Here is a 23,115-nt window from a genome sequence, read left to right on the forward strand (position 1 = left end):
AACTGTTTTACCTTAACCCCTATATGGGTGTGGTCTTTCAAATATCAAGTCTGGTTTATAAAAAGGTCTTAACCTTTAGCGACCATCACCATCGCAGGACGAACTAAGCGACCATTAAGTAGGTAGCCCTTCTGCATCACCGCAATAACAGAGTTTGGTGCTGCACCTTCCGCTTCAACCATCGACATCGCTTGATGGTGCTCTGGGTTGAACGCCTCACCCTCTGGGTTGATCACTTCTAGATTGAATTTAGCAACGCCATCGATGAACATTTTGTGCGTCATCTCAACGCCTTCACGAAGCGGTTTAACCACCTCATCTTCAACCTGGCTCGCTTCAATAGCGCGCTCTAGACTGTCGATGACCGGCAGTAGCTCTTCGGCAAATTTCTCAACAGCAAACTTACGCGCTTTATCCACCTCAACCTCAGCACGACGGCGCTGGTTAGCGATCTCCGCTTGGGCACGAGGTTCAAGCTCTGCCAGCTGTTTTTGCAGCTCAGCAATCGTCGCATTCGCAGCGGCTAGCTCTTCTTGAAGGGATTCAACGGTTAACTCTTCCGTCTCAACCAGTTCAGGCTCCACAAGATTCTCTTCAGCCGTCGCGTCGACTTGACTCTCTTCAACCTGATCTTGGTGTGTCTGATCTTCATTCGCCATGGTGTTATCTCCAGAATCATTCAATCTTGTCTCCTATGTGGTATCGACCATCTGAAATTCAACCCTTCCACGCGCTTTTTTGACCTAAGACTGCACTTTTCTATTGCCTAATACACAAACATTGGTTAAAAATACAGTAACTGTATATCTAAACAGGTATTAAGCCATGTTAACGCTACTCAGCATCCGAAACTTTGCGATCGTCTCAACACTCGACCTAGAACTGAAATCGGGCATGACCGTCGTCAGCGGTGAGACCGGTGCCGGCAAATCGATCATGCTTGATGCACTGGGATTAGCCTTAGGCAAACGCGCTGAAGCCGACTCTGTCCGAGAAGGGGCAAAACGAGCTGAGATTAGCGCCGCGTTCGATATACAAGCACTACCCGAAGCGAAACGCTGGTTAGAGGCGAATGAGCTAGAGTCGGAAGAGATTAACGAGTGTATTTTACGCCGTACACTGAGTGCCGACGGTCGCAGCCGTAGCTATATTAATGGCCACCCCTGCCCACTGAACCGCGTCAAAGAGCTGGGTGAGCTGCTTGTCGATATACACGGCCAGCACGAACACCAACGACTATTAAAGCGTGATTTTCACCGCACCCTGCTAGACAACTACGCCAAAGCCAATGAGACAGCACAGGAAGTACGTAAACTCTTTACCCAGTGGCAATCAAAGCAGAGTGAGTTGAAACGCCTTCAAGACATGAGTGAAGAGGCGAATGCGCAACTGCAACTGCTGAGCTATCAAACGGAAGAGCTCAACCGTTTAGACCCTCAAACAGGTGAACTGCAAGCCTTAGAAGAGGAGCAGAAGATACTCTCCAACGCAGGGTCAATCCTTAACAGTGGCCAACAGATCCAGATGCTTCTTAGCGAGGGTGAAGAGAGCAACGCCACAGCGGTACTCAACCAAGCACTGCACCTATTGGGCGACATCGAAGCGGACTCACCTGCACTACAGCAGACCGCCGAGATGCTAAACGCTGCTCTGATTCAAGTGGAAGAGGCCGAACGCGAGTTGAGCCATTTTGTTCAACGAGTTGAGTTGGACCCTGAGCGCTTACAAGAGGTGGAAGATCGCTTAACCAGCATCTACGATCTAGCCAGGAAACACCGCATTGCGCCAGAGCAGTTACCGGAATTAAAAGACCAACTAAATACTGAACTCGACTCTTTGGCTCATGTCGATGAGAACTTAGAGCAACTCGAATCCGAGGTTGCTACGGCTAATGCCGCATTGATTGAGAAAGCTCGCCAACTCAGCAAACTACGCAGCAAAGCAGCCAAACAGCTTGATAAAGAGGTGAATGAACAACTTGCCATGCTGGGCATGAACAGCGCGCGTTTCACAGCCAGTTTGAGTGATATCGATCCTAAATACATTACGGCTCAGGGCTTGGAAGAGATTGAGTTCCTGATCAATACCAATCAGGGCCAAACCGCAAAACCGCTGGCCAAAATTGCCTCGGGTGGTGAACTGTCACGAATTAGCCTTGCGATTCAAGTTGTAACGGCTAAGACGACTGACACCCCGACACTCATTTTTGACGAAGTCGATGTCGGTATTGGCGGAGGCATTGCCGAAGTCGTTGGCCGACTGTTACGTCATTTGAGTGAACGAGCACAGATTCTCTGTGTCACACACCAACCTCAGGTGGCTTCACAAGGAACCCAACACCTGTTTGTCAGCAAAGGCGCAGACACCGGTTCGGTTGAGACCAAAATCACACCACTCACCGAAAATCAGCGCATTAATGAGATCGCTCGAATGCTGGGTGGACTTGAGATGACTGATACCACCCTTGAGCACGCTAAAGAGATGCTGACCAGCGCGCTATAGACTGGTCGATTCAAACAGTGGCGTGTAAACTAATGCCACTTTGAACAGTAACAGGAACAACCTGAACATGCGCAAGCTCATCATCTCTGCCTTTCTTGCTACTCTCGTGACCGGCTGTACAACCTTTCCAGGCGTGTACAAAATGGATGTTCCGCAAGGCAACCAGGTGACACAAGAGATGGTAGATCAGCTTCGCCCTGGAATGACGCCGAGCCAAGTTCGCTATGTGCTAGGAACACCCCTGTTAACGGATACCTTCAACCAGAACCGATGGGACTATGTCTTCCAGTTGGTACAAGAGGATGAAGTGGTAGAGCTACGTCAGTTTCGCGTCTACTTTGAAAACGACAAGCTGGTGCGTTTGGAAGGCGATCTGAAACCTCAGTAACGCAGAGCTCAACGAATACAAAAAAGCCAACTTACGAGTTGGCTTTTTTGGCTTTAGCTTCGGCTGCTCGACGAGCGCGAACCTCTTTAGGGTCAGCAATTAACGGGCGGTAGATCTCTACTCTATCACCGTCACGCAAGACCTCTGCTTTAGGGTCCTTGATCGCACGACTGAAGATACCCATTGTGTCACTGTTGATATCGATCTGTTTATACAGCTCAGCAATGCGCGAGCGAACAACCGCATCATATGCCGTTGTACCCTCTTCTACTTGCAGAGCAATGATCTTCTGCTCAGTCGGCAGAGCATAGGCCACTTCAACGTTAATCACTGATCACCTCATCCGTAAATTTGATCAGCGCGCGACACAAAGGCATCCACCAAAGTTGTCGCGACACTATTAAACACTTTAGACATCGCCATTCCAGTTAGCTTGCCTTCAAACTCGAAACTGAGATTGAGTTCTACCTTAGAAGCTTCATCTGACAACTCAGTGAACGTCCAAACCCCCTCAAGACTTTTAAAGGGGCCATTAACCAAACCAATGGTCATTGAAGCGGGACGGACCAGACGATTACGCGTCGTAAAATCATAACTAAGCCCCCCTTTAGCGAGCTTCAGTGTCGCTTCGAGCATATCATCACTCTCAGCGATCACTTCCGTGCCAGAGCACCAAGGCAGGAACTCTGGGTAGCGACGCACATCGTTGATCAGATCAAACATCTGCTCAGCGGTGTGTAATACAAGGGCGGTTCTATTTACGACCGTCATAACGGGTGGCAAGTCTCAAATAACAGTTACAAGCTGCTTATTGTCCAGTTTATATACGCTTTGAACAAGAGGATTCCTTCCTTTGCTTACAACAGCTCTATATAATCCGCCGCATGGCAAAAAAGAAGAAAGCTCCTGGCGGAAACACCATCTGCCAAAATAAACGTGCACGATTCGAGTACAGCATCGAAAATAAATTCGAAGCTGGCCTTGTGCTGACCGGGTGGGAAGTCAAAAGCCTACGCGAAGGCCGCGCACAACTGGTTGAGTCTTACATCGATTTTAAAAACGGTGAAGCTTGGCTATTAGGTGCCCACTTCTCGCCATTAAAAACCGCCTGCACACACGTTGTTGCAGATCCGGTTAGACCACGCAAACTGTTGCTGAACCGCACAGAACTGAACCGCCTAGCCGGTGCAGTCGAGGCCAAAGGTTTCACCTGTGTTGCACTGAGCCTCTACTGGAAAGAGAGCAAAATTAAGTGTGAGATCGGTTTAGCAAAAGGTAAGAAACTTCACGACAAACGTGCGACTGAAAAAGAGCGCGATTGGAACCGTGAAAAACAGCGTGTTCTCAGCAAGAACCAATAGAGTTCTTGTAACCCAGATAGCAAACGCTATACTGGCCAGTTCTGGGGGTGACTTGGATTCGACGCCGATTGCGAACCCTTAGGTGCATGTCGAGAATGTGATGATTCTCGTAAATCCCTCATCACACAGTTATAGTTGCAAACGACGATAACTACGCTCTAGCAGCCTAAGCCTGCTAGCGCTGCCCTCTAAGGTGTCTATAACTCAGAGTTTCGGCAGTGTCATATGAGATAGAATCGCCCGGAGACTTCGCCTTAAGGCAAAGGGTTAAAACTCAAAAAGGCTCGCCCATAACAGCCTGACTCTCGGCTCGTGACGGGTTAACTCAATAGAGATGTCTATGCATGTAGAGCTTGAGGCAGAGGATTGACGGACGCGGGTTCGAAACCCGCCACCTCCACCATATACGATAAGTGACTGTTCTGTAAGGATTTTATAGAGCAGTCACTTCCGCCTTTGTACCCATATTTTGTACCTTTCTTTTGTACTTCCGATAATCTTGATGCTACGATCTGAGCATGAAGAATCTTAGACTGCTTGATACTGGACGATGGGAAGTTCGCTTAGGCGTACCCGCAGATGTCCGCAATTCACTTGGGCGTAGAGAGCTCAAGAAAAGTCTGGGTCATATTTCCAAACAAGAAGCTGAGATTTTAGCTGGCTCAATCCTTTCAGAATGGAAGGGACTGATACTTAAGGAACGCCAGCGATCTAATGGAGTTGAAAGAACCTTCAATACTGATTTAGCCGAATTCAGCCAAGACAAAGAGAAGTATCGCCAGTTCGCAGTCAGATCACTTAAAGAGCAAGCAGGCATTTTTGATCCTTCAGAGGAACAAATCCTCGCTTACCTCAACGATCAATTGGAAGATCATTTAGACGTCTTTGCCTCAACTGATCAGATAAGGGCGACCTTCAGTGAATACTGTTATCCAGCCAGCTTTCTAGATCAGTATGTAAAAGAGAAATTGAAACACCATGAAAGCAGAAGCCAAAGCGAACACATTGGCGTAATCAACAATCAGTTAATTGCTTCATTCCCCGTGATAGATAAGAGTTTCTCACTCAGCAAAGTTCAGCAATGGTGGGATAAATTAAATTCCCCATCTTCAGGCAAAGCTCCATCCACACTTAGAAAGTATCGCTCGCATTGCAGATCATATATGGATTGGCTAATCCGCAAAGGCTATACCAATCGTCCAAATTATTTTGATCAGCTTGAACACATCAATAAGAAACAGATTGCTAAAGAGCAAAGGAAACGTGGAACTAATCGCAAGCCATTTACTGACGATGAGTTATTAACACTTTGGACTGCATTGGTTTTTAAGAAAAGACCAGATAAAGGCTTAAACAATCTGTTCCTATTAGGGTTGTTTACTGGATGTCGCATTGAGGAACTCTGCAATCTAACTGATCAAGACGTGAGACAAACTTCAGATGGACGCTTTTATTTAGAAATACCAATTTCAAAAACTGAGAAGGGTATTGGGCGTAAAGTACCTATTCACAAAACTGTGGAATCTATCGTTCTAGGGAAGATTGGCTACATTATTGATGCAGGAAAAGTTAACAATAAATATGGCGAACGCAGTTCATCAATAGGTAAGAAGTTTGGTCGCTTGAAAGACTCATTAGGGTTTGAGAGAGGCAAAGTCTTTCACTCTCTAAGAATGACATTTATAGATAAATTGAAACAGGTAGGAACACCTGAAGTTATTGCTGCTGATATTGTGGGTCACGAAATCCATACTATGACATATGGTGTCTACGCCTCAGAAACACCTGTTGAACAACTATTCCAATACGTAGATCAAATCAGCTATTTGAGCTTAGAACTTTCTCTATAAAACCTTAGATGTGTGAATCTGTACAGCAGCCTAAACCACCATCAGACAACCTTTAAAGTACGTTTAAATTATCTGAAAATTCAGCACTGATGCAGCCTGCAATAAATAAAATAATATCTATAAAATCAATTACTTATATAAAATTCTAGCTAGCGTTGCATTAAAGTCAAAAATCACTAGTGTTATTAATTATCTACTGAATGTTCTTAGTTTAATAAAAACGGAACATGCCCTATATAATCTTTAAAGGTGATGCACGAATGACCAATGTAATGAATGAGAATGCTAAGTTACTTGCTGACTTAGTTTCTAGAAAGCCACCTCATCAATCTGAATCTTTCCCTGTAATACCACTAACTAGCAAAACATTTGGCGTTAACAACCAAGTCTTCAAGGAGTTCATAGAGGAGCTTCTCCCACAGGTCATCAAGAGCAATCGTCACGATGTTCAAGACAGTCATAGAAAGTGTCTGAAACACGTTGTCTTTAGTTTGATTCATGCGATGTTTAATTGGGAATGCCTTGCTCTAGGAGTATCAGAGGATTCTTATGGCAAGGATATGAATGACGATGGGAACTTAATTAATACCCACATGACCCGATTGGGGTTTACAAGACGAATAACTGAACGAATTAGGGATGCATTATCTGAGGGCAAAACAGATAAGGAAAGAAGAGACCCTAATACGGGCTGGATGTTCATGGTTTGCAATGGCTACATGGCAGCAGATGGTACTCAACGTCATGCGGCAGTCTACTTTCCAACCAAGAAGTTCATTGAGTTGTTCTTCCATGCACTCTACACAGACTTTGGTGGCTGGGACGAACTAACAAATGAGTATCTATACCGCTTCAATAATTTCCTTCTACCTGACATTCCGTCAATAGCCACATACGCAAATAAGATTAAGATACTGCGTGATTACAACAACTTTATGCGTGACCAGTCATGGGCTATGAAGAACCCTTCAACAAGAGCGATGAACATGTATTCACCTAGAGGTGGACGCATTAATAACTACTACCAGAACATCGCTAACAGACGCTACAAAGTCAGAACCAATACCCTACTCAATGGAGACATCATTGAAGAATGTGACTTCAGTGCAAACCACCTATGGATGTTCAGTTATTTAGTGGGTGAGGAGCTCCCACAGGACGCCTATGAGGCTATTGTTAAGCGAAGCGGTGCTAGTCGCGAACAAGTTAAAAGCGTCACCACCAAGCTATTAGGCAGCACCAGCCTCTCTCAGAAGGGCATGCTCACTAAAGAGTCACACAAGGCGAAGATTCCATGTTCTGCTGACCAATTCAGAGCTATAGAATCTGCGCTGTATTCAGAATATCCATGGTTAGAGAAACACAACGCGTTCTATCACGACAGAGGTGCATGGCTTCAAGGCATAGAGGGGGACATATCAATTCATATGATGCAGTGGTGTACACAGAATCAAATACCTCTTCTTGCTGTACACGACGCATACGCTGTTAATACTCATAATGCTGAAGCTACAGAAGAGATGATGCACCACCTCAGAGAAGGTGTTTTGAATTATGCGAAGCAGACTAAGTACCTTGACGTAGCATCCAGTAAACAACCACTTGTAGTAGCAAGAATAAAGACTGAGAAAGAGAGAAAGAAAGCTAAGAGAAAGGGTAAGTAATGAACACGTAGTACGCTTAGACAAACTCTATAGACACTAGCATGTACAGTGTTAATCTGAGTAATGAGCATTGGAATACTTAGATTGCCGAAGACGTAATTCATGGATAACAAAAGGCAAAGCAAGTATTCATAATAGCTCGTCAATTGTCCAATAATCGAACAATTGCTAGAATTGTATCTACAATAATATACTTATAACTATCTAGTTAAACCCATATAGCGTTGTGTAGAGACTTAATAATATGGCCATAGAACTATCAACCGCATCAGCCAATAGTGATTCTCCTACGCAAGTATTCAACTCAAACACTTTCTCTATTGACCGTTTCTGGGTTTCCCAGGATATTTTACTCCAAGTAACTAGGACCATTGGAACAGGATCATACAAACTAGAGACCTTTGATGTCTCTGGCGATTCATGGCTTTTACTCGATTCTTACTCAAACTCTCAAGCGATGGTGTTTGGTTATAACGATAAGCCACGATACTTCTCTGACCTAAATAAACTTGAGTTACCTTTTACTTACTATGATAAAGATTCTTTTAGCACATGGGAGGTAAGGGATAGCGGTTATATTGTTACTGGAACAATTTATCCAGAATTCAGCGGCCCTGGTGGATCAAGAACCGTAGTAACTGGTTCATTACAAGAAACCAACGCATATTATGACGCTTACTTCGACAATGAAAGGTCGATCCTATATCAATACAAAGATTCATACGGAAACACACCTAGAATTGCCGCCTATGACGTTACTACTCTAGACGGGGATTATCTCTATGGCTCTTTAGTTGCAGATACAAGTTTCAGTGATTCTGCAAATCTTGGAACAACACAAAAGTTCAACAATCAAATGACTATCGTTGGTGATAGTTTGTTTGCTTCATTCGAAAGTAGCAGCTCAAATGCTAGTACAAGAAGCTCGACCTTAGTTAGTTTTGACAAAACAACCCTATCAGAAGAATCTTCAATTCATATTCCAGATGTCTGGATACAAGGAATAGTTTCCAACAACGATTCATTATTTGTTTTAACGCAGAAAAGCATGACAAGCTATGATGACACTGACTGGTTTGTTTCTAAATACAATACGGATCTAACTCTAGATACAACATTTGGTACAAATGGCTCTGTAAACATTAGTGAATCTCTTGGATTAGAAAGCTCCCATAGGATGAATGCGGTATATGCCAATGATCTTGGCACTGTAACCATAGAAGTTATCGAAAACACTCTTTACTCAAAGTTTGTATCCGTTGATTTTCTTGGTTTTGTAGAAGACATCCCAGGAGCCATCTCGACTGGAGATGCTTTCACAGAAATGATTTCGCCCGATATGATCATCACGACAGAACGAGTAGATCGTGAAGACGGCACGATTATACTGAAAAGCTCCATCGTAAATGACCTCGATCTATCAACGCTAAATACTGCATTCACAGAGTATCTAGTCATGGACGGCGATGATGTTGAGATACCTGACAGATCTCTAATCTATATGGAGAATGACTCTTCTGTTCTAGGAAGTGATGATATAGATGTTGTTAATTCAACAGGTAATAACTCAATTATTCGCAGCAACTTAGGTAATGATCAAATCCGCCTAGACGCTGCAACAAACGCATACGTAGATGCTGGCGATGGTGACGACCTCATCAAGGTAAACACTGCTTCCAGATGGAATATAGATGAAATTGTTGCCTTAAATGTAAGTGGAAATGGTGTTGCCACAGGCAAGTCCGTATCTCTCAATGGGGCTTACGGTCAATCAACAGCAAAGATATTAGGCGGAAATGGCACAGATACTGTGCTCTTTGGTTCAGAAGACGATGCTATAGCTCTTCACGACTTCTATTCCACACACAACATATCAGCCAAACTTGAAACCATTGGGGTTAGCCTCGGGCTAAAGCCACGATTTATGGATATTGAAATCATAAATGGCGGAGCTGGTAATGATCTAATCGATTTCACCAGTACTGTTTATGCTCAATCAGGAATGAAGCTCATTGGTGGTGATGGGGACGACATCATTTGGGGCGGCGACCTTGAAGAATTAATTGAGGGAGGAACAGGAAATGACCGAATCAACGGAGGTTCTGGCTCAGACATTCTCTCAGGAGGCTCGGGTAGTGATAAGTTTGAATTCACGATAAGCTCAGGCAATGACGTCATAACAGACTTTGTAAGAGGAGAAGATAAACTAGAGTTTTACCTGAGGGACGGCTTTGAAGAAGAAGAAGTGGATGCATTACCGACACTCAGTGGGAATTCTGTATTAATTGGTGATTATGTCATTACAGTCAATATAGAGTATGGAACTTTAGATGAAAACGACATTTCAATATTCTGGATTTGATGGCCAAACGTTACGATATAACTACAATTAATTGTCAGCTAATCAACTAACTTGTATCTGACAGGCAACATACGAATACAAAGTCTTGTAGATACACCCCCCGTCTACCCTTAGACCCCACCTTGGTTTACACGGCGAGTAAGTTATTGTGCTTCAACGATACGCTTGATAGTCAGACGGCTCACATCATACTTTTGAGATAGAGCATTCTTGCTTGCGCCCTTCTTGAACTCTGAAACAATCTTTGTACGTGCGCTCTCATCTAGCTTGTGCGGTCTACCACCTTTACGACCAGTAGCTTCACGACCAGCCTTTGTACGCTCAACTATGAACGTCCTTTCCATCTCTGCAAACACACCCAGAAGCTGAAGCATGGCATTGCTAAAGGCATCCTCTTTGCTTGTATCAATAGGTTGTTCCAACGCCCTTAGATGCACACCTTTGGCTTTCAACGCATCAATAGTTTGAAGCACCTGCTTTAGGCTACGACCCAAACGATCCAGCTTAGTAACTACGACGGTATCTCCATCACGCACGTAATCAATTAACTTGACTAGTTCGTCATCGTGCTTACTACTTACTCCTGAGTGCTTACCGCCAAACACCTTGCTGCATCCTGCATCCTCAAGTGCTTTATGTTGAAGTTCCAGCGACTGGTCTTGTGTTGAGACCCTTGCCCAACCAATTAACGTAGTCATATATTCACCTGCTCAATTCTCTTAAGTTATGAGCACCATCATAACACCATGTTACAAACATTAAAATGTAAAATTATGAGCATGCTATTAAACAACCTATTAGATATGAGCATGTGACGTGCCTGAAAAGTCGTTAGAACATTAATAAAGACCATTGATATGGGGAATTATTAATGAAAATCATAATTCAACTTGTCGCCTGGGTAGTTCTAGTTACCACTATTAATACTAAAGCTGCTGAGAGCACCCACTTAATACAGGCTCAAGAGAAAGTTCTTAGTACCATATACACAGTTGTGAACGTGGATGGCTATCTGGACCAAAAGTTGCACGATGAGTTTTGGGAAGCCATATATTCCACTGGTGCAAGCTCAAACGAAGTAAAGCAGTTTCTCGATGAACTGATAGATTTAGACCAAGTTCTAGAATACCCGTATGAAGGCTGGGTCTCAGTCAAAAGAAGCTATGAGCTTCGGAGTATATATCGATCCACAAAGCTAGATAGCTTAGAGAAGGAGCTTGAAAGAAAACTAGGCAATTACTTCATTGAAGCAAAGCGAAACACCGCTTCATTATTGGTTGCCGCAGCCAACAGAACTCCAATGGAGGCACGAGGACAAACGTTTTACGTCTCAGCAGAGATGATCAACCAAGTATTAAACGGCTTTAAAAATTCAAAAGAACGATTGAGCAATCTACTTAATCCTAATTGGCGACAGTCGGTGACTGAACAAGTAATCGCTGATATGAATCTAAAGCTACTTACCGAAAACCCCTTCAATGTATCAAGCGAAATAGTGAATGGAATGCGAATTAGTACAGCAGAAACCATTAGTGGAGATAACTACCTTGCTATCGGTATGCTCCACGTGCCACTAAATACGCCTTTTGATTATGAAAAATCACTCCAAGGATCATGTGAAGGTGCGATGACAAATGCAGGCGCTACCTGCCTTTCAGTTCCAGATAGATGGAGGGGATTTAAAGGAATAACGGCAAATACTGTTGCCGAATTAGATGGTGCTAAATTTTATATCACGTATACGGGATACTATATTCCAGAACACAAGAAAGTTATTTGGTTTACCTCAATTAATGAAAGCTCCGCACTAGGTGCACGTATGTCCGTAGAAGATGCAAAATTAAGCATAATGTTTGATTGGGAGTAAGCCTACTTAAATCCAAATGCCTTCAGAGGGTCAGAGGCTTGAGCATCTTCGGCTGATTGTAACGACCGAAGAAGTAATGATTTTTGTTGCACGTAGTTTGGATCGCTATTCAACAACTGAGACACACAATCATCGCGCACTTGTGCACGTTGTTTCTCATTTGCATCATAAGTTTTGTAGGACATAGCCTCATTGAGTGCAATGGCATTTTGATTACCTTGCTCACAGATCATCCTAGACATGTTATCTGTGTAGTATCCACAGTTTTGCAATGATGGCGGGTCAGGTCTAAATCTTTCCATGCGCACTGGAACTAACCTAGCCGCTTCTGATGTACATCCAGAAATGTAACGACTAGCTTGCTGTCTTTCAAAAGATTCTAAATTTGATTCTGCATTACGAACTTCTGCAGACTTGATACAACCCATAAGTGTGATGGATATGGGAATCAACAAAACAAACTTATTCATAGAAACTCCATTATTGCAGGTTAATCGCAAAAAACTGTTCCACCAATTTCTCTACAGCTAAAATTACTCCCTCCAATACTATTGAAGGTTGTACCTCCAATATTTGTGCTTGTTCCGTTAACATTGCCAATCTGATGAAACGTAGTATTTCCTATTTGACGAGAAGTACCTGATTGACCATTTATGTTGTGGAACTGCGTGCCACCAATGTTTCTTGAGGTTCCGTTAATATCCCCACTATGAAATGTAGTTCCACCAATATCTCTACTAGTGAAGCTCGTACCATCATCACAATTTGTAAACACTGAACCACCAATTTCTCTAGACGTACAACCTGCCTCTACAGTCATAGAAGAAAGTGAGAAAGTTAATAACAACAGTACTGAATATTTCATAATAGACCCCTCATAAATCCACACCTTAAGATTAAACCCTATATGAAACACTAACAACAATAATATGCTAATTCGATAGAGGATTAATCAATCGAATTACCCAGACTATTCCGATTAAGATGACTGGATATACCTTAGATCGTATTAAATTCTGCATGACACTAAAAAGTTCTCGCCTGATTGATATTTTCTTAAATTTTTGTACCCTTTTTTTGTACCTAACTATTCAGAAATTCTTTGCATTACAGAAGATTAGCGGGTTCTTATAACGATTCGTAGAATCACCCGCCACCTCCACCAAATTCAAATCTTAGATAGTCCTAAGAAGCCCTCAAGGCCTTGTAATATAAGGGCCTTGAGGATAACCTCCTTCCTATACCGTCCTCCAAAATCCACTACCAACCAGAAGATCTTGGGGGCTCATCAGGGGGCCTTTTAGATTGGCGACACATTAGAAGCCCCCAGATTATAAATTGGAGACTTCTCATGCCCCTTACTGACATTCAAGCAAAAGCTGCCAAACCAAAAGAAAAAATCTACAGACTGTATGATGAAAAGGGGCTTTATCTAGAAGTAACTACAACTGGAAGAAAATACTGGAGATACAAATACCGATTCAGTGGTAAGGAGAAGAAACTAGCTATCGGGGTTTATCCGGAAGTATCTTTAAAAGCAGCCCGGCTTGAACATGAAAAAGCACGCCAATTATTAAGAGATGGTACAGATCCTAGCGCAGCCAAAAAGGCAAAACGAAACGGAGTACCAACAAAAGAATCAAACACGTTTGCAACTGTAGCTAGAGACTGGTTTCAAGCTCGTATGCATGACAAATCAGAAGGGCATCAAAGACGAGTCACAAGAGCGATAGAAAACGACTTAATCCCAAGGCTGGGTCAACTAGATATTGGAAACATTGATACACCTACCCTACTAGAAACTTTAAGAATCATTGAATCTAGGGGAGCTATAGAAACTGCGCATCGCACCAAGCAAATTGCCAGCCAAATATTTAATCACGCAAAGATTATTGGTAAAACAACTTCAAACCCAACTGAAGGACTTGAATCAGCACTCAAGACTCCGATTAAAAAACATTTTTCAGCAATAACAGAACCTAAAGAAGTAGGTAAGCTTTTAGTCGCTATTGAAGAGTACCCTGGATCAATTCATGTTAAGTCTGCACTAAAGCTCTCAGCTCTATGGTTTTGCCGCCCTGGTGAATTACGACACCTAGAGTGGTCAAACATCAATCATGAAGAAGACCGAGTTGAGCTAGTTTCTGAAAAAACCAAACAACAGCACATCATTCCAATCTGTAGCCAAGCTAGAGTAATTCTAAATCAACTCGAAGCAATTAGAGGGAAATCAAAGTACATCTTTCCCTCTACTCGTGGCGCTTCTAGATGCATGTCAGAAAACACGCTGCGAGTGGCATTACGCTCAATGGGATATAGTAACGACCAGATGACTGCACACGGATTCAGAGCAATGGCACGAACCCTGCTAGACGAAGCCTTAGATTACAGGATAGAGTGGATTGAACAGCAACTAGCCCACGTCGTTAAAGACCCTAACGGACGCGCCTACAACCGCACCAAGCACCTAGCTCAAAGAACTGAGATGATGCAGCGCTGGGCTGACTATTTGGATGAATTAAAAAATGCAGCTAGATGATTTAACACCTCTCGCAGTCTACTGTGAAAATGAAAAGCTGATCTACCGCCAAGTTCTGGCTAAAGCTTTAGCTGGCAAAGTTGAGCTTTACTATGTTTTCGATCGCTGGGCCGAAGTCACTTACGTACTCGAAGAGGACTTCATCAACGGCACTGTAACTGATAAAAACTTTCGCGAAGCACCTAGCTGCGTTGAAAAATCCTACAACATTTGCGATTTCATACTACTCACCGATGGTTATCTGAAGGGCTTATGGAAAGCCGAAAACGACGGCAACAACAGATTGTACTTTGAAGAGCTTTTTGATCTTGGCACCCCAGACGGTTATGTACTGGCGAGTTTAAATCGAGAATCAGATGATGATGCCATCACTGACAATCTATTTATCAACCCAAATCCAGCTACATCTATTGCTAAAGATCTGGTTTCAGAAAACACCCCAACAAAGCCATCTACAACTTCGTTAAAAGTGATTGGCTTATTAATGCACCACCTAGCTAAGAGCCCCAAATACGCATCAGGCACAAGCCCCAACAAGAGTCAGATTAAAGAGCTATTATTAGAGCTAGCCGTTGAGTTGGACGTTAACAATTACGGCCTAAGCAAAGTCGATGAACGCCTGCTAGCTGAAGCCATGAAGTACCTGGAGACACAAAAGAACTAAATAGGAATTTCCCCACCTGGGGAATCCTCTTCCCCCACCTGTGAGGGAGCAATACCTCTAAAAATTTGTAATGCACCTACGCCGAACGAACGGCGCAACTTAAAAAGGAAAAGGTGCATATCATGCCTAAACTACTAAAGCTCAAAGACGTAATCGCCGCTACTGGCCTATCACGTTCATACATCTACCATCTTGCTCAGCAAGGTGCATTCCCTAAACCAATCAAACTTAGCGAACGCTCAAGCGCTTGGGTGCAATCAGAACTAGAAGAGTGGATTGATTCTCGTATCGCCCTTCGTGATCAGGAGGTAGCGTAATGAACTCACTAAATACAAACATTGCTGCAACCAACAACGATCTAGAACTATCTAACCACAATCAGACTGAAATGCTAGAAGGTAAACATGACTCCATGATCGCAGAGCTGATCATCCAAGAGCATGGCGAAAATATCATCTTCGATAACAGCAAAAAACAATGGCGTGTGTTCAGCAATGGCACTTGGATCGGAGCTGAAGATGCTAGAAGAATGCTTGTGGCCTTCCACAAGGAGATCATCTCTAACATCGCCGATTACAAGTACCCACATCTGAACATTGTGGATGAGAAATGGCTGACTAGTGCCATGAACACTAACAAGATCGCAGCTGTACGCAAAATAATTGAAGAGGAAAAAGCACTTAGTATGGATAAGCTAGATGCTGACCATAATCTGATTGGCATTCAAGATCAGGTGTACGACATTGCTGAGGTCTCAATTAGACCAGCCCTCGCTAGTGACCTTGTAATGAAGTCACTGGGTACAACCTACGACCCTGACGCGGAGTGTCCAAAGTGGGAAGACTTCCTGAAAACAGCGATGCAAGACGATAAAGAGATGATCGATTACCTGCAACGCCTTGTTGGGTACTTCCTGACAGCAAGCTACAAAGAGCAAGAAATCTATTACTTCTTTGGAGCAGGTGCCAATGGCAAATCGACATTCCTAGATCTCATAACAGCCCTCCTAGGCAATTACAGCACAAAGGTTTCTTCCGACAGTTTCATGAAGAAGCGCAGTGGAACCCTAAACCTAGGAGCTCAATCAAGCATGGCGATGCTAGCTGGAACACGACTAGCGATTACAGACGAAACCAACGATGGCGACACTGCTTTTGATGTGCAGAGTCTAAAATCGATCTCTGGTGACGCTCGATTAACGGGCCGATTCCTCCGCTCTAACTGGATCACCTTCGATAACACAGTGAAATTAGTGATGTACGGTAACGACAAGCCATACGGAAACATCAATGATGAGGGATTCTGGCGTCGATTCCGTTTCATCCACTTCGACTATGTTGTACCTAAAGCAGACCGAGACCCCAACCTCCTTGTGAAGCTCAAGGACGAGCTACCAGGCATTCTTAACTGGGCCCTTAAAGGATTGTCTGATTGGCAAGAAAATGGCCTACAGACACCCCAGAAGATCCTAGAGGAATGCGAGCAGTACAGGGTTGATCTAGATTCGGTTACAGAGTTCCTGACTGAGAACACTGTAGAGAAACTAGGGAGCAGACTGCCGATCAAACAGCTGTTTGAACGTTACACAGAATGGTGCGAAACCAACCTTAAGTCCGCTGAGTCCAAGCAAGGCTTTAGCAAGCGAGCACGTTGGTACTTCGAGACCCACATGAAAGGCAAAGTTAAAGATTTCCGAACTAACAAAGACCGAGGCTACGAGGGTGTTCAACTCTGCTAAGAGTTGGATCTAGGTGACGGGTGTGACACGAGTGACAGCAATCGACAGTTAACTTTTTGTGAGGTACAAGCTGGAAACTGCTGCCACTCCACCCTCAACTAACACCTTCTGGGTATCAATATCTTATATGTTATTTAAATAACATATAAAAACACTTTAAAAACAGTTACTTAATATAGATTTGATCTATGAGGATTATCGATTTTTGTGATCGAAATCTATTGAAACTATAGGAATTTATTTATGACCAGCATGATTGAACTTAAACAGAAACTAGGGGATCTAGACTCAAACGAGCACTACGAGATCCTAGTAAACAAAAAGAAAAATGAAAAGACGCCTCCCTTTCTAGTTATAGGGAATGGCAAAGCATCGAAGGAATTTCCTGAAGATGTAGCCATCGATGCTATTGGAGTATTGAGCAAGTTATCACCCAAACAGATGGGTATCGTGATTGACCTGAAAGACATACTTGTAAACCAAAATATTTGGAACTTCTATAGAAAGCGTCGAGTACACAATCCTAATCTGATCGTTCTAGATAAAAACAAAGAGAACGAGCTTCACAAGAGTATCAGAACTAGGATGAGTGATAACAAAAATGGGGCAAAGCTTCAGGAACTAGAGGTACTGCAGCAAATAAAGCCTGGTACTTACATGCTTAACCCTTACATGTTTATACCGCCCTATGAATTTAAGCGGGTTGCACAGATTTGGAAGGACATGAAAACAACATCATAACCCCCCTAAACTAGTGGTCAGATTTACCCCGTGTCGTTGCGTCGGAACTAGAAGCACCCGAGCGAAGCGAAGTGCTTCGATGTTCCGTAAGCAAAAGACTAAGGGGTAAAGATGACGAAGCCTCGGCAGAGGCTGAGAACGTTCTTATGGCTATGCCATCTATCCTGAAAAAATCAAAAACACCCTACTAGTTCCTGTTCATAAAACTAAGGAGTAAATATCTGATGCCGAGCAAGCATCATTTCCAATGGTGCTTGTAAAGGTATCCAGCAAGCGAAGCGCGGTAGCTAGGTGTAACTCAACCCCTAGTTCACAGATTCCTGCCACTCTTTAAATACAGCCATTTGATATGCTTATGGGGGGGGGCATTTGTATTAATTATATTTTTTCTATAAGTAATACCCACTTACTAAACGCGAGCAATTTTCCGTATGGCCGGTCCCGCCTGAACACTGTGCTGAGCAGTCATGTCCAAGTGGTGAACCCCTATAAGAGATCAAAGATATAAGTAATACCAAATTTGGCGCTTAACGTATGGCAGGTTCAGGCTGGCACTGAAGGGGATCTAGGTCGTTAATGTCACGACAGAATTTTAAAAGTGTAAACGCGCAATTGCGCACTTTGTCGAGTATCAGAAGTTCGCTAGGTAGCGTAGAAATGGGGCTGGGGGAGTGTCAAAGTTTTGGCAATTAAGGGAGCGGCTAGGGGCTGCCGCTTCCCTTTATTGTTTCGAAATTACTTATTCAGGAAGAAACCCCCACTGGTATTTTCCCAAGGACCACCTGAGAAGTTCATCGTCAGACGACGATCGATCTCACCGGCGAATAGCAGATAGGTGTAACCATCGATATCAACACCCGGCGCCATCACTAAACCTTCACCGCGGACCTTATATTTAATCGGTTGGACTGCGTTGGGCGCTAGCATAAAGTTGATTCCCTGCAGTGCGTTTTGGAAGCGATCGAACTCCGTGCCATTTGCTAGCTCGATGCGGTAGAGATCATTGTGCACGTATGAATCAGTCACGCTGACATACCAAGGGGCTGATACCTGTGTCCCGCTCATCGGCATCTGCCCCTCGATCAATAGATTGATACCCATATCGGTATTTTCCAACTCGATATCGTCGATATCCATAAAGTCTTCAACAGTGGCAATAATCTGATCAAGCTCAGCGCGCTGCTCAGCGTCTAGCTCCGACATCAAAGAGAACTCAGCTTCAAAAGAGATAGTTGACAGCTCGCCTTGCCCCACGGATCTTATCTCATCTGTCTTGAGGGTCACTTCGAGCTTATCGGCGTTACAGCCGGCTAAAACACCCAGCAGTGTAAGCAGAGAGAGGGGTTTTATAGCGTGTTTCATGTGGCCTCCGTTTTTATTCTTGTGAATGCTTACGGGGCCTAACACGAAATGGACTTACCAAAAGGAGGGGTTCTACGTATAGCGGTCCTTGCTAGCACTGAAGGGGAACTAGGGAGTAATGGTTAGGAAGTATGTACCAGGGGCATATCCCCTAGTTTTGATAACAGTCCAACATTAACAGCCAGGCAAAATCGTTCCATTTTTCTTCAAGTTAAAATAAAAACAAAACTAAACTTCAGAACAAGGAAGTAAGGCTGTTCATCTCGTTACTGAGCGCTGGAGCAGTAGAGTAGTTAGCGAAGCGACACGAAGCTACGCCACTCCATAAGCGTGAAGTATAAGAGATGATGACACTCCGTTAGGAGTGGCAAACATCGATTTAGGGTTCGGACACCGCATTCCAAACGAGCAAAAGCTGCAACGTTCAGATTCGCCACCACACAGGATACCTTCCCGATTGCCCACCTTTAGACCATTTTAATTTTCTGTACTAGCTTTCAGTCTTTCAGCGAGTGCTTCTCGATCTATCACAGGGCTTTCCACGTTGAGTGCTGTGTTGTGATACGCCCCGTAACTGCTCGACATCAGGGATTCGTCCACCAGTACCTTGAGTGTTGTTGGGTCGACATTTAATAGGCCACAGTCGAAAAGTCGGTGAATGTCGACTCGTAACAGCAGACCATTAGTGACGTGATTGGTTTTGTTGCCATCGTAGGGTCGAATATGAGCAGCCTCTATGATTTGCGCTACAGTCTCGCCGGTGATCATACATCTAGCTCCGTAATAAGAGATCAGCGCTGACCGGAATTTAGCTTGCCCTTCACGGTAAGTGATTGTGGTTTCCTTTCGGCGTTTCTCGCCCGTAGGCTCGTCTGGCAAGTTTGTGACCGTATTCTGTGGTGATTGACGTGGTTTTGACTGTATATCTATCTCAAGATCGTCGATTGGGCGCTCCTCGAAATCATCGAGAATCTCAAGGTCATACACATTATCTAGAGATTGCCTGACAGCATCGATACCAGACACAAACCGCATCTGAGCCAGTACAGCCGCCGCATCATCTCTGTATAAGATCTGAGTGGTTCTGTTATTCCAGAGCTCGCTCAGTTCCTCTTTGTCAGCACGGTCGATAACCTGACGAATCTGCAGGTTTGTCAGATACTCGTCTTCATCCCATACTTCATCATGATCATATTCAACGGGGCTTTCTTGCTGGAGGTGAGTAGCCTTTTTCTCGATAAAAGCAACGATTTGGGGGTGAGTGGAAAGCGCATCCGGAGTCTGCATCTCATCTACTTCGCCCTTCAGATAGGCAATTGCAGCGAACACTCTAGCGGCATCCTCCCAGCACTCGATCAGTACACCGCGGCGGCGCCATAGGATTTTAAGCGGATATAGTTCGCCATTATCTATATGCTCTTGAATTACCGAAGGGTTAACGTATTCGGGCTGGTCAGTTCTGTATTCATCGCCGGCACTGACTCCACGGTGCTTTTTAAACTCGAGCATATTGGGATGGTCGCTAAGCTCCTCGGGCGTCAGTATCCTGTCCGTTCTGCCCTCTATGAACTCGATCTTCGCGAGGACTCTCGCCGCGTCTTTCCAATCGGCGATGAGACTGTAGCGAGCACGCCAGAGTTTGCTTAGTGTTTCGGGGTTGCCGACTTCGACCTGAACCGCGATCGTTTTGGGGTGACGGTAGGTCCGCTTAGGCGCGGGATGAAAGCCTTGCTCTTCCATGTACTGATCAACGTTTACCGGCACTACTGGGCCGTGTTTATGCTTCGGGGCTCGAACCAGCCCTGTTGTTGGCGCGTGGCGTCGTGTCTCTTCCTCAAGCCGGTTCCGTAAAGCGTTGGCTTTCTGCTTCTTGCTGGCCATAGAGTGCATAGATCCAAATTGCCATAAATGTTTTCAGTTTAACTTAAAATAAGGTGAACGGACTAAGTATTGCTACCTATTTGGTTATCCGTCCGTAAATGGTTCTACAATTTGGTTAAATACAAACCGGTAATCAAGAGATCTAGGAGGCTTTATGCTATCGCTTATTGAGACACCAAACCTAGGTCCAGTATTAATCTCCAAGCTTGTCATCAGGTACTTCATTAAAGAGCAGGCTGACGGTGATGAAACAATTGCTACTAATGAAGCGATGCAGGTTCTGCAAAGCGCTGAGATATATCAGCTGATAACGCCTATACCTTCACCAGGGCTAGAATTCTGGGTGCATCAATCAAGCTCTTTGGTGTTTACTGCACTGCCTAAGGATGGGTACAGACTAGTTTCGATGGTGATCAAGACGGATATGTCTGACTTTGTGTTCGACAAAGAATAGCCGCTAGTTATCTGTACTTTCCTGTACGTCAAAACATGTTCTGTGTAGAGGTTTGTATGTAAAGGATCTTGGATGGGTACGTGGAAACTAGGTGTATGGTCGTGTAGGTAATCCAGGAGGGCTAAAAATGAAGCAAAGCTGCACGGATGAATAATTAGTATGCTAAAATGAGTATTCTAAGATTTTATAAATATATTACGATATGACTAATGTTGCCCCGATATCTCATAATCAAGAAGATCATAACGAATTAGACGTCCAAAATTTTGAAAGTGAGCGACTGGCCCACATACTTAGACAAGTAGTGCGTGACTTTCAAGTTTGCTTAGAGAGCCGATTGCAGCCACATGGAGTCAACCATGGTTATTGGTCATATCTTCGAGAGCTTTGGGCAGAAGAAGGCTTATCACAAAGAGAACTTAGTGAACGAGTAGGGTTAGCTGAGCCTACAACTAATTCAGTTGTTAAGCGCATGGAATCTGCCGGCCTGTTAGAACTAAAGCCAATAGTTGAAGGAAAACCTAGAAGACTAGTTTATCTGACACCTAAAGGCCGTGATCTAGAAAAAGCACTCGTGCCACAAGCTGAAGAAATTAATAAGGTTGCAACATACGGTTTACCCGAAGAGCAAATTACATTATTACGAGAGTCTTTAATTTTAATTCATAAAAATCTCATCAAATTTCAGCGCTCATAGTCTATTCAGACTCCATCTAAGCCGTTTTCATCTAATTGTTAGCGGCTGTCAGCCATCACTAATACATTTCAGGTGCTCTTTGGATTCATTGATCCTAAGATGAAATCTGCCATATAAAGTTATTAACACCGCATTGGAGAGGATAAAATTAGGTTGCTAAATTTGTTCTAATTACAAAATTAGAGTGCTAATATTTTCTTTTGAGTTTCCTGTTAGCTGTTACGAATGACAGCGACACAACCAATTGTTCAGTTAGCAAAAATTGGAGAAAATAATGAATAAGAACAAGATTCCTCAAATACTAGAAGACTTAGTAGATGCAAATCTGATTCTCTTTAATGAGGGTGTACTTGACGCTTTTGGCCACATCAGTGTTCGAAACCCTGAGCAACCCTCTAATTTTTTCTTAGCAAGAAATATGGCACCAGGACTTGTCACAAAAGAAGATATCATCGAATTCAACACCGAAGGTGAAGTGGCTGATGGTGACACACGAAAAGTATATTTAGAGCGTTTTATTCATAGCGAAATTTACAAATCCCGACCTGATGTGATGGCCATAGTTCACAGTCACTCACCTTCAGTAGTGCCTTTTAGTGTTGTCAAAACATCTCCAATGAAACCTCTTTGTCATATGAGTGGTTTTATAGGCACCAACGTGCCAATTTTTGAGATACGTGATCATGCCGGTGATGATTCATCACTACTAATAACCAATAATAAATTAGGTCATGCCCTATCAAACACTCTTTCAAAGGACACTCTAGTTCTTATGAGAGGTCATGGATCAACAGTAGTCGCCCCGACAATTAAACAAGCCGTATACCGAGCGATTTATGTTGAGGTGAACGCTAAACTCCAATCCCAAGCTTTAAGCCTCGGGCCTGTTGAGTTCTTATCTGAAGGTGAAACAAAAACAACTCAAGAGGTAATTGAGGGGCAGATAGAAAGACCGTGGGCACTATGGAGAGCTCGCGCAAGACAAGCACAGAAACAGTGGATTGATTTTTATTAGCCTACTGTCTAGTCCAATCGAAAAATCAGA

At 43.6% G+C, this 23,115-nt stretch carries 23 protein-coding genes and 1 other RNA gene; 16 read left to right on the top strand and 8 right to left on the bottom strand.

The features are described from left to right. Nucleotides 1-68: 68 nt before the first annotated feature. The gene (gene grpE, locus XMD530_RS02430; RefSeq protein ID WP_173480738.1) at nucleotides 69-659 is read right to left on the bottom strand and encodes a nucleotide exchange factor GrpE; all 591 of its coding nucleotides are present in this window, start codon (nucleotides 657-659) and stop codon (nucleotides 69-71) included. 166 nt (nucleotides 660-825) lie between these two features. On the opposite strand from grpE, the gene recN reads away from it, so the two are divergent. Next, nucleotides 826-2,502 (top strand): DNA repair protein RecN, encoded by a 1,677-nt coding sequence (recN, locus tag XMD530_RS02435; protein WP_173494983.1) that lies wholly within the window; start codon nucleotides 826-828, stop codon nucleotides 2,500-2,502. A 67-nt stretch (nucleotides 2,503-2,569) separates the two neighbouring features. Beyond that, nucleotides 2,570-2,890, top strand: coding sequence for an outer membrane protein assembly factor BamE (locus XMD530_RS02440; RefSeq protein ID WP_173480197.1), 321 nt, complete (start codon nucleotides 2,570-2,572; stop codon nucleotides 2,888-2,890). 31 nt (nucleotides 2,891-2,921) lie between these two features. On the opposite strand, the gene XMD530_RS02445 is transcribed toward XMD530_RS02440, so the two are convergent. Beyond that, a complete protein-coding gene (locus XMD530_RS02445; RefSeq protein WP_173494982.1) occupies nucleotides 2,922-3,221 on the bottom strand; it encodes an RnfH family protein in 300 nt (99 codons plus the stop codon). 8 nt (nucleotides 3,222-3,229) lie between these two features. Continuing rightward, nucleotides 3,230-3,661: a type II toxin-antitoxin system RatA family toxin gene (locus tag XMD530_RS02450; protein ID WP_173494981.1), complete on the bottom strand. Its 432-nt coding sequence runs from the start codon at nucleotides 3,659-3,661 to the stop codon at nucleotides 3,230-3,232. Nucleotides 3,662-3,774: 113 nt separating this feature from the next. Between XMD530_RS02450 and smpB the strand changes: the two genes are divergently transcribed. The 5 genes from smpB (at nucleotide 3,775) to XMD530_RS02475 (ending at nucleotide 10,127) form a co-directional block, all read left to right on the top strand. Next, nucleotides 3,775-4,251 (top strand): SsrA-binding protein SmpB, encoded by a 477-nt coding sequence (gene smpB, locus XMD530_RS02455; RefSeq protein WP_173480194.1) that lies wholly within the window; start codon nucleotides 3,775-3,777, stop codon nucleotides 4,249-4,251. A gap of 43 nt (nucleotides 4,252-4,294) precedes the next feature. Then, nucleotides 4,295-4,654: a transfer-messenger RNA gene (gene ssrA, locus XMD530_RS02460) on the top strand. A gap of 115 nt (nucleotides 4,655-4,769) precedes the next feature. After that, complete coding sequence (locus XMD530_RS02465; protein WP_173506669.1) at nucleotides 4,770-6,101, top strand: tyrosine-type recombinase/integrase; 1,332 nt, start codon at nucleotides 4,770-4,772, stop codon at nucleotides 6,099-6,101. A gap of 695 nt (nucleotides 6,102-6,796) precedes the next feature. Next, nucleotides 6,797-7,765, top strand: coding sequence for a hypothetical protein (locus XMD530_RS02470; protein WP_173506670.1), 969 nt, complete (start codon nucleotides 6,797-6,799; stop codon nucleotides 7,763-7,765). A 244-nt stretch (nucleotides 7,766-8,009) separates the two neighbouring features. Continuing rightward, complete coding sequence (locus XMD530_RS02475; RefSeq protein ID WP_173506671.1) at nucleotides 8,010-10,127, top strand: calcium-binding protein; 2,118 nt, start codon at nucleotides 8,010-8,012, stop codon at nucleotides 10,125-10,127. Between the two features lie 143 nt (nucleotides 10,128-10,270). Here XMD530_RS02475 and XMD530_RS02480 read toward each other — a convergent pair whose 3' ends face one another. Continuing rightward, entirely contained in the window at nucleotides 10,271-10,825 is a 555-nt protein-coding gene (locus XMD530_RS02480; protein ID WP_173506672.1) for a recombinase family protein, read from the bottom strand. A gap of 173 nt (nucleotides 10,826-10,998) precedes the next feature. Here XMD530_RS02480 and XMD530_RS02485 point away from each other — a divergent pair, with 173 nt between their 5' ends. Next, nucleotides 10,999-11,994 (top strand): hypothetical protein, encoded by a 996-nt coding sequence (locus XMD530_RS02485; RefSeq protein WP_173506673.1) that lies wholly within the window; start codon nucleotides 10,999-11,001, stop codon nucleotides 11,992-11,994. 2 nt (nucleotides 11,995-11,996) lie between these two features. On the opposite strand, the gene XMD530_RS02490 is transcribed toward XMD530_RS02485, so the two are convergent. Continuing rightward, nucleotides 11,997-12,464, bottom strand: a complete 468-nt coding sequence (locus XMD530_RS02490) for a hypothetical protein (RefSeq protein WP_173506674.1) — start codon at nucleotides 12,462-12,464, stop codon at nucleotides 11,997-11,999. 20 nt (nucleotides 12,465-12,484) lie between these two features. Then, nucleotides 12,485-12,859, bottom strand: coding sequence for a hypothetical protein (locus XMD530_RS02495; RefSeq protein WP_173506675.1), 375 nt, complete (start codon nucleotides 12,857-12,859; stop codon nucleotides 12,485-12,487). A gap of 486 nt (nucleotides 12,860-13,345) precedes the next feature. Here XMD530_RS02495 and XMD530_RS02500 point away from each other — a divergent pair, with 486 nt between their 5' ends. The 5 genes from XMD530_RS02500 to XMD530_RS02520 all read left to right on the top strand — a co-directional run bounded on the left by XMD530_RS02500 (nucleotide 13,346) and on the right by XMD530_RS02520 (nucleotide 17,676). Continuing rightward, a complete protein-coding gene (locus tag XMD530_RS02500) occupies nucleotides 13,346-14,533 on the top strand; it encodes an integrase arm-type DNA-binding domain-containing protein (RefSeq protein WP_173506676.1) in 1,188 nt (395 codons plus the stop codon). Beyond that, nucleotides 14,520-15,197 (top strand): hypothetical protein, encoded by a 678-nt coding sequence (locus tag XMD530_RS02505; protein WP_173506677.1) that lies wholly within the window; start codon nucleotides 14,520-14,522, stop codon nucleotides 15,195-15,197. Before XMD530_RS02500 ends, XMD530_RS02505 begins: the two co-directional genes overlap by 14 nt. 122 nt (nucleotides 15,198-15,319) lie before the next feature. Then, entirely contained in the window at nucleotides 15,320-15,514 is a 195-nt protein-coding gene (locus XMD530_RS02510; protein ID WP_173506678.1) for an AlpA family transcriptional regulator, read from the top strand. Further along, nucleotides 15,514-16,935: a phage/plasmid primase, P4 family gene (locus XMD530_RS02515; RefSeq protein ID WP_173506679.1), complete on the top strand. Its 1,422-nt coding sequence runs from the start codon at nucleotides 15,514-15,516 to the stop codon at nucleotides 16,933-16,935. Before XMD530_RS02510 ends, XMD530_RS02515 begins: the two co-directional genes overlap by 1 nt. Before the next feature lie 243 nt (nucleotides 16,936-17,178). Beyond that, complete coding sequence (locus XMD530_RS02520; protein WP_173506680.1) at nucleotides 17,179-17,676, top strand: hypothetical protein; 498 nt, start codon at nucleotides 17,179-17,181, stop codon at nucleotides 17,674-17,676. A gap of 735 nt (nucleotides 17,677-18,411) precedes the next feature. Here the strand turns inward: XMD530_RS02520 and XMD530_RS02525 are convergent. Both XMD530_RS02525 and XMD530_RS11490 read right to left on the bottom strand, forming a co-directional pair. Then, the gene (locus XMD530_RS02525; RefSeq protein WP_173506681.1) at nucleotides 18,412-19,038 is read right to left on the bottom strand and encodes a hypothetical protein; all 627 of its coding nucleotides are present in this window, start codon (nucleotides 19,036-19,038) and stop codon (nucleotides 18,412-18,414) included. A 477-nt stretch (nucleotides 19,039-19,515) separates the two neighbouring features. Beyond that, nucleotides 19,516-20,802, bottom strand: coding sequence for an HNH endonuclease (locus XMD530_RS11490; RefSeq protein ID WP_173506682.1), 1,287 nt, complete (start codon nucleotides 20,800-20,802; stop codon nucleotides 19,516-19,518). Between the two features lie 271 nt (nucleotides 20,803-21,073). On the opposite strand from XMD530_RS11490, the gene XMD530_RS02535 reads away from it, so the two are divergent. The 3 genes from XMD530_RS02535 to XMD530_RS02545 all read left to right on the top strand — a co-directional run bounded on the left by XMD530_RS02535 (nucleotide 21,074) and on the right by XMD530_RS02545 (nucleotide 23,085). Beyond that, complete coding sequence (locus XMD530_RS02535) at nucleotides 21,074-21,373, top strand: hypothetical protein (protein WP_173506683.1); 300 nt, start codon at nucleotides 21,074-21,076, stop codon at nucleotides 21,371-21,373. Between the two features lie 202 nt (nucleotides 21,374-21,575). After that, nucleotides 21,576-22,070 carry a MarR family winged helix-turn-helix transcriptional regulator gene (locus tag XMD530_RS02540; protein WP_173506411.1) on the top strand — a complete coding sequence of 165 codons (495 nt, stop codon included), beginning with the start codon at nucleotides 21,576-21,578 and terminating at the stop codon, nucleotides 22,068-22,070. Nucleotides 22,071-22,344: 274 nt separating this feature from the next. After that, complete coding sequence (locus tag XMD530_RS02545; RefSeq protein WP_173506412.1) at nucleotides 22,345-23,085, top strand: class II aldolase/adducin family protein; 741 nt, start codon at nucleotides 22,345-22,347, stop codon at nucleotides 23,083-23,085. Nucleotides 23,086-23,115 lie beyond the last annotated feature (30 nt).

Source organism: Marinobacterium sp. xm-d-530 (assembly GCF_013283365.1).
GTDB lineage: Bacteria > Pseudomonadota > Gammaproteobacteria > Pseudomonadales > Balneatricaceae > Marinobacterium_E.

Coding starts and splice junctions, on each gene's coding strand:
- XMD530_RS02465 (WP_173506669.1), top strand. CDS start 4,770: ATGAAGAATCTTAGACTGCTTGATACTGGACGATGGGAAGTTCGCTTA.
- XMD530_RS02470 (WP_173506670.1), top strand. CDS start 6,797: ATGTTCATGGTTTGCAATGGCTACATGGCAGCAGATGGTACTCAACGT.
- XMD530_RS02545 (WP_173506412.1), top strand. CDS start 22,345: ATGAATAAGAACAAGATTCCTCAAATACTAGAAGACTTAGTAGATGCA.
- XMD530_RS02510 (WP_173506678.1), top strand. CDS start 15,320: ATGCCTAAACTACTAAAGCTCAAAGACGTAATCGCCGCTACTGGCCTA.
- XMD530_RS02540 (WP_173506411.1), top strand. CDS start 21,576: ATGACTAATGTTGCCCCGATATCTCATAATCAAGAAGATCATAACGAA.
- XMD530_RS02495 (WP_173506675.1), bottom strand. CDS start 12,859: ATGAAATATTCAGTACTGTTGTTATTAACTTTCTCACTTTCTTCTATG.
- smpB (WP_173480194.1), top strand. CDS start 3,775: ATGGCAAAAAAGAAGAAAGCTCCTGGCGGAAACACCATCTGCCAAAAT.
- XMD530_RS02440 (WP_173480197.1), top strand. CDS start 2,570: ATGCGCAAGCTCATCATCTCTGCCTTTCTTGCTACTCTCGTGACCGGC.
- XMD530_RS02515 (WP_173506679.1), top strand. CDS start 15,514: ATGAACTCACTAAATACAAACATTGCTGCAACCAACAACGATCTAGAA.
- grpE (WP_173480738.1), bottom strand. CDS start 659: ATGGCGAATGAAGATCAGACACACCAAGATCAGGTTGAAGAGAGTCAA.
- XMD530_RS02520 (WP_173506680.1), top strand. CDS start 17,179: ATGACCAGCATGATTGAACTTAAACAGAAACTAGGGGATCTAGACTCA.
- XMD530_RS02500 (WP_173506676.1), top strand. CDS start 13,346: ATGCCCCTTACTGACATTCAAGCAAAAGCTGCCAAACCAAAAGAAAAA.
- XMD530_RS02475 (WP_173506671.1), top strand. CDS start 8,010: ATGGCCATAGAACTATCAACCGCATCAGCCAATAGTGATTCTCCTACG.
- XMD530_RS02535 (WP_173506683.1), top strand. CDS start 21,074: ATGCTATCGCTTATTGAGACACCAAACCTAGGTCCAGTATTAATCTCC.
- XMD530_RS02525 (WP_173506681.1), bottom strand. CDS start 19,038: ATGAAACACGCTATAAAACCCCTCTCTCTGCTTACACTGCTGGGTGTT.
- recN (WP_173494983.1), top strand. CDS start 826: ATGTTAACGCTACTCAGCATCCGAAACTTTGCGATCGTCTCAACACTC.
- XMD530_RS02490 (WP_173506674.1), bottom strand. CDS start 12,464: ATGAATAAGTTTGTTTTGTTGATTCCCATATCCATCACACTTATGGGT.
- XMD530_RS02450 (WP_173494981.1), bottom strand. CDS start 3,661: ATGACGGTCGTAAATAGAACCGCCCTTGTATTACACACCGCTGAGCAG.
- XMD530_RS02480 (WP_173506672.1), bottom strand. CDS start 10,825: ATGACTACGTTAATTGGTTGGGCAAGGGTCTCAACACAAGACCAGTCG.
- XMD530_RS02505 (WP_173506677.1), top strand. CDS start 14,520: ATGCAGCTAGATGATTTAACACCTCTCGCAGTCTACTGTGAAAATGAA.
- XMD530_RS02485 (WP_173506673.1), top strand. CDS start 10,999: ATGAAAATCATAATTCAACTTGTCGCCTGGGTAGTTCTAGTTACCACT.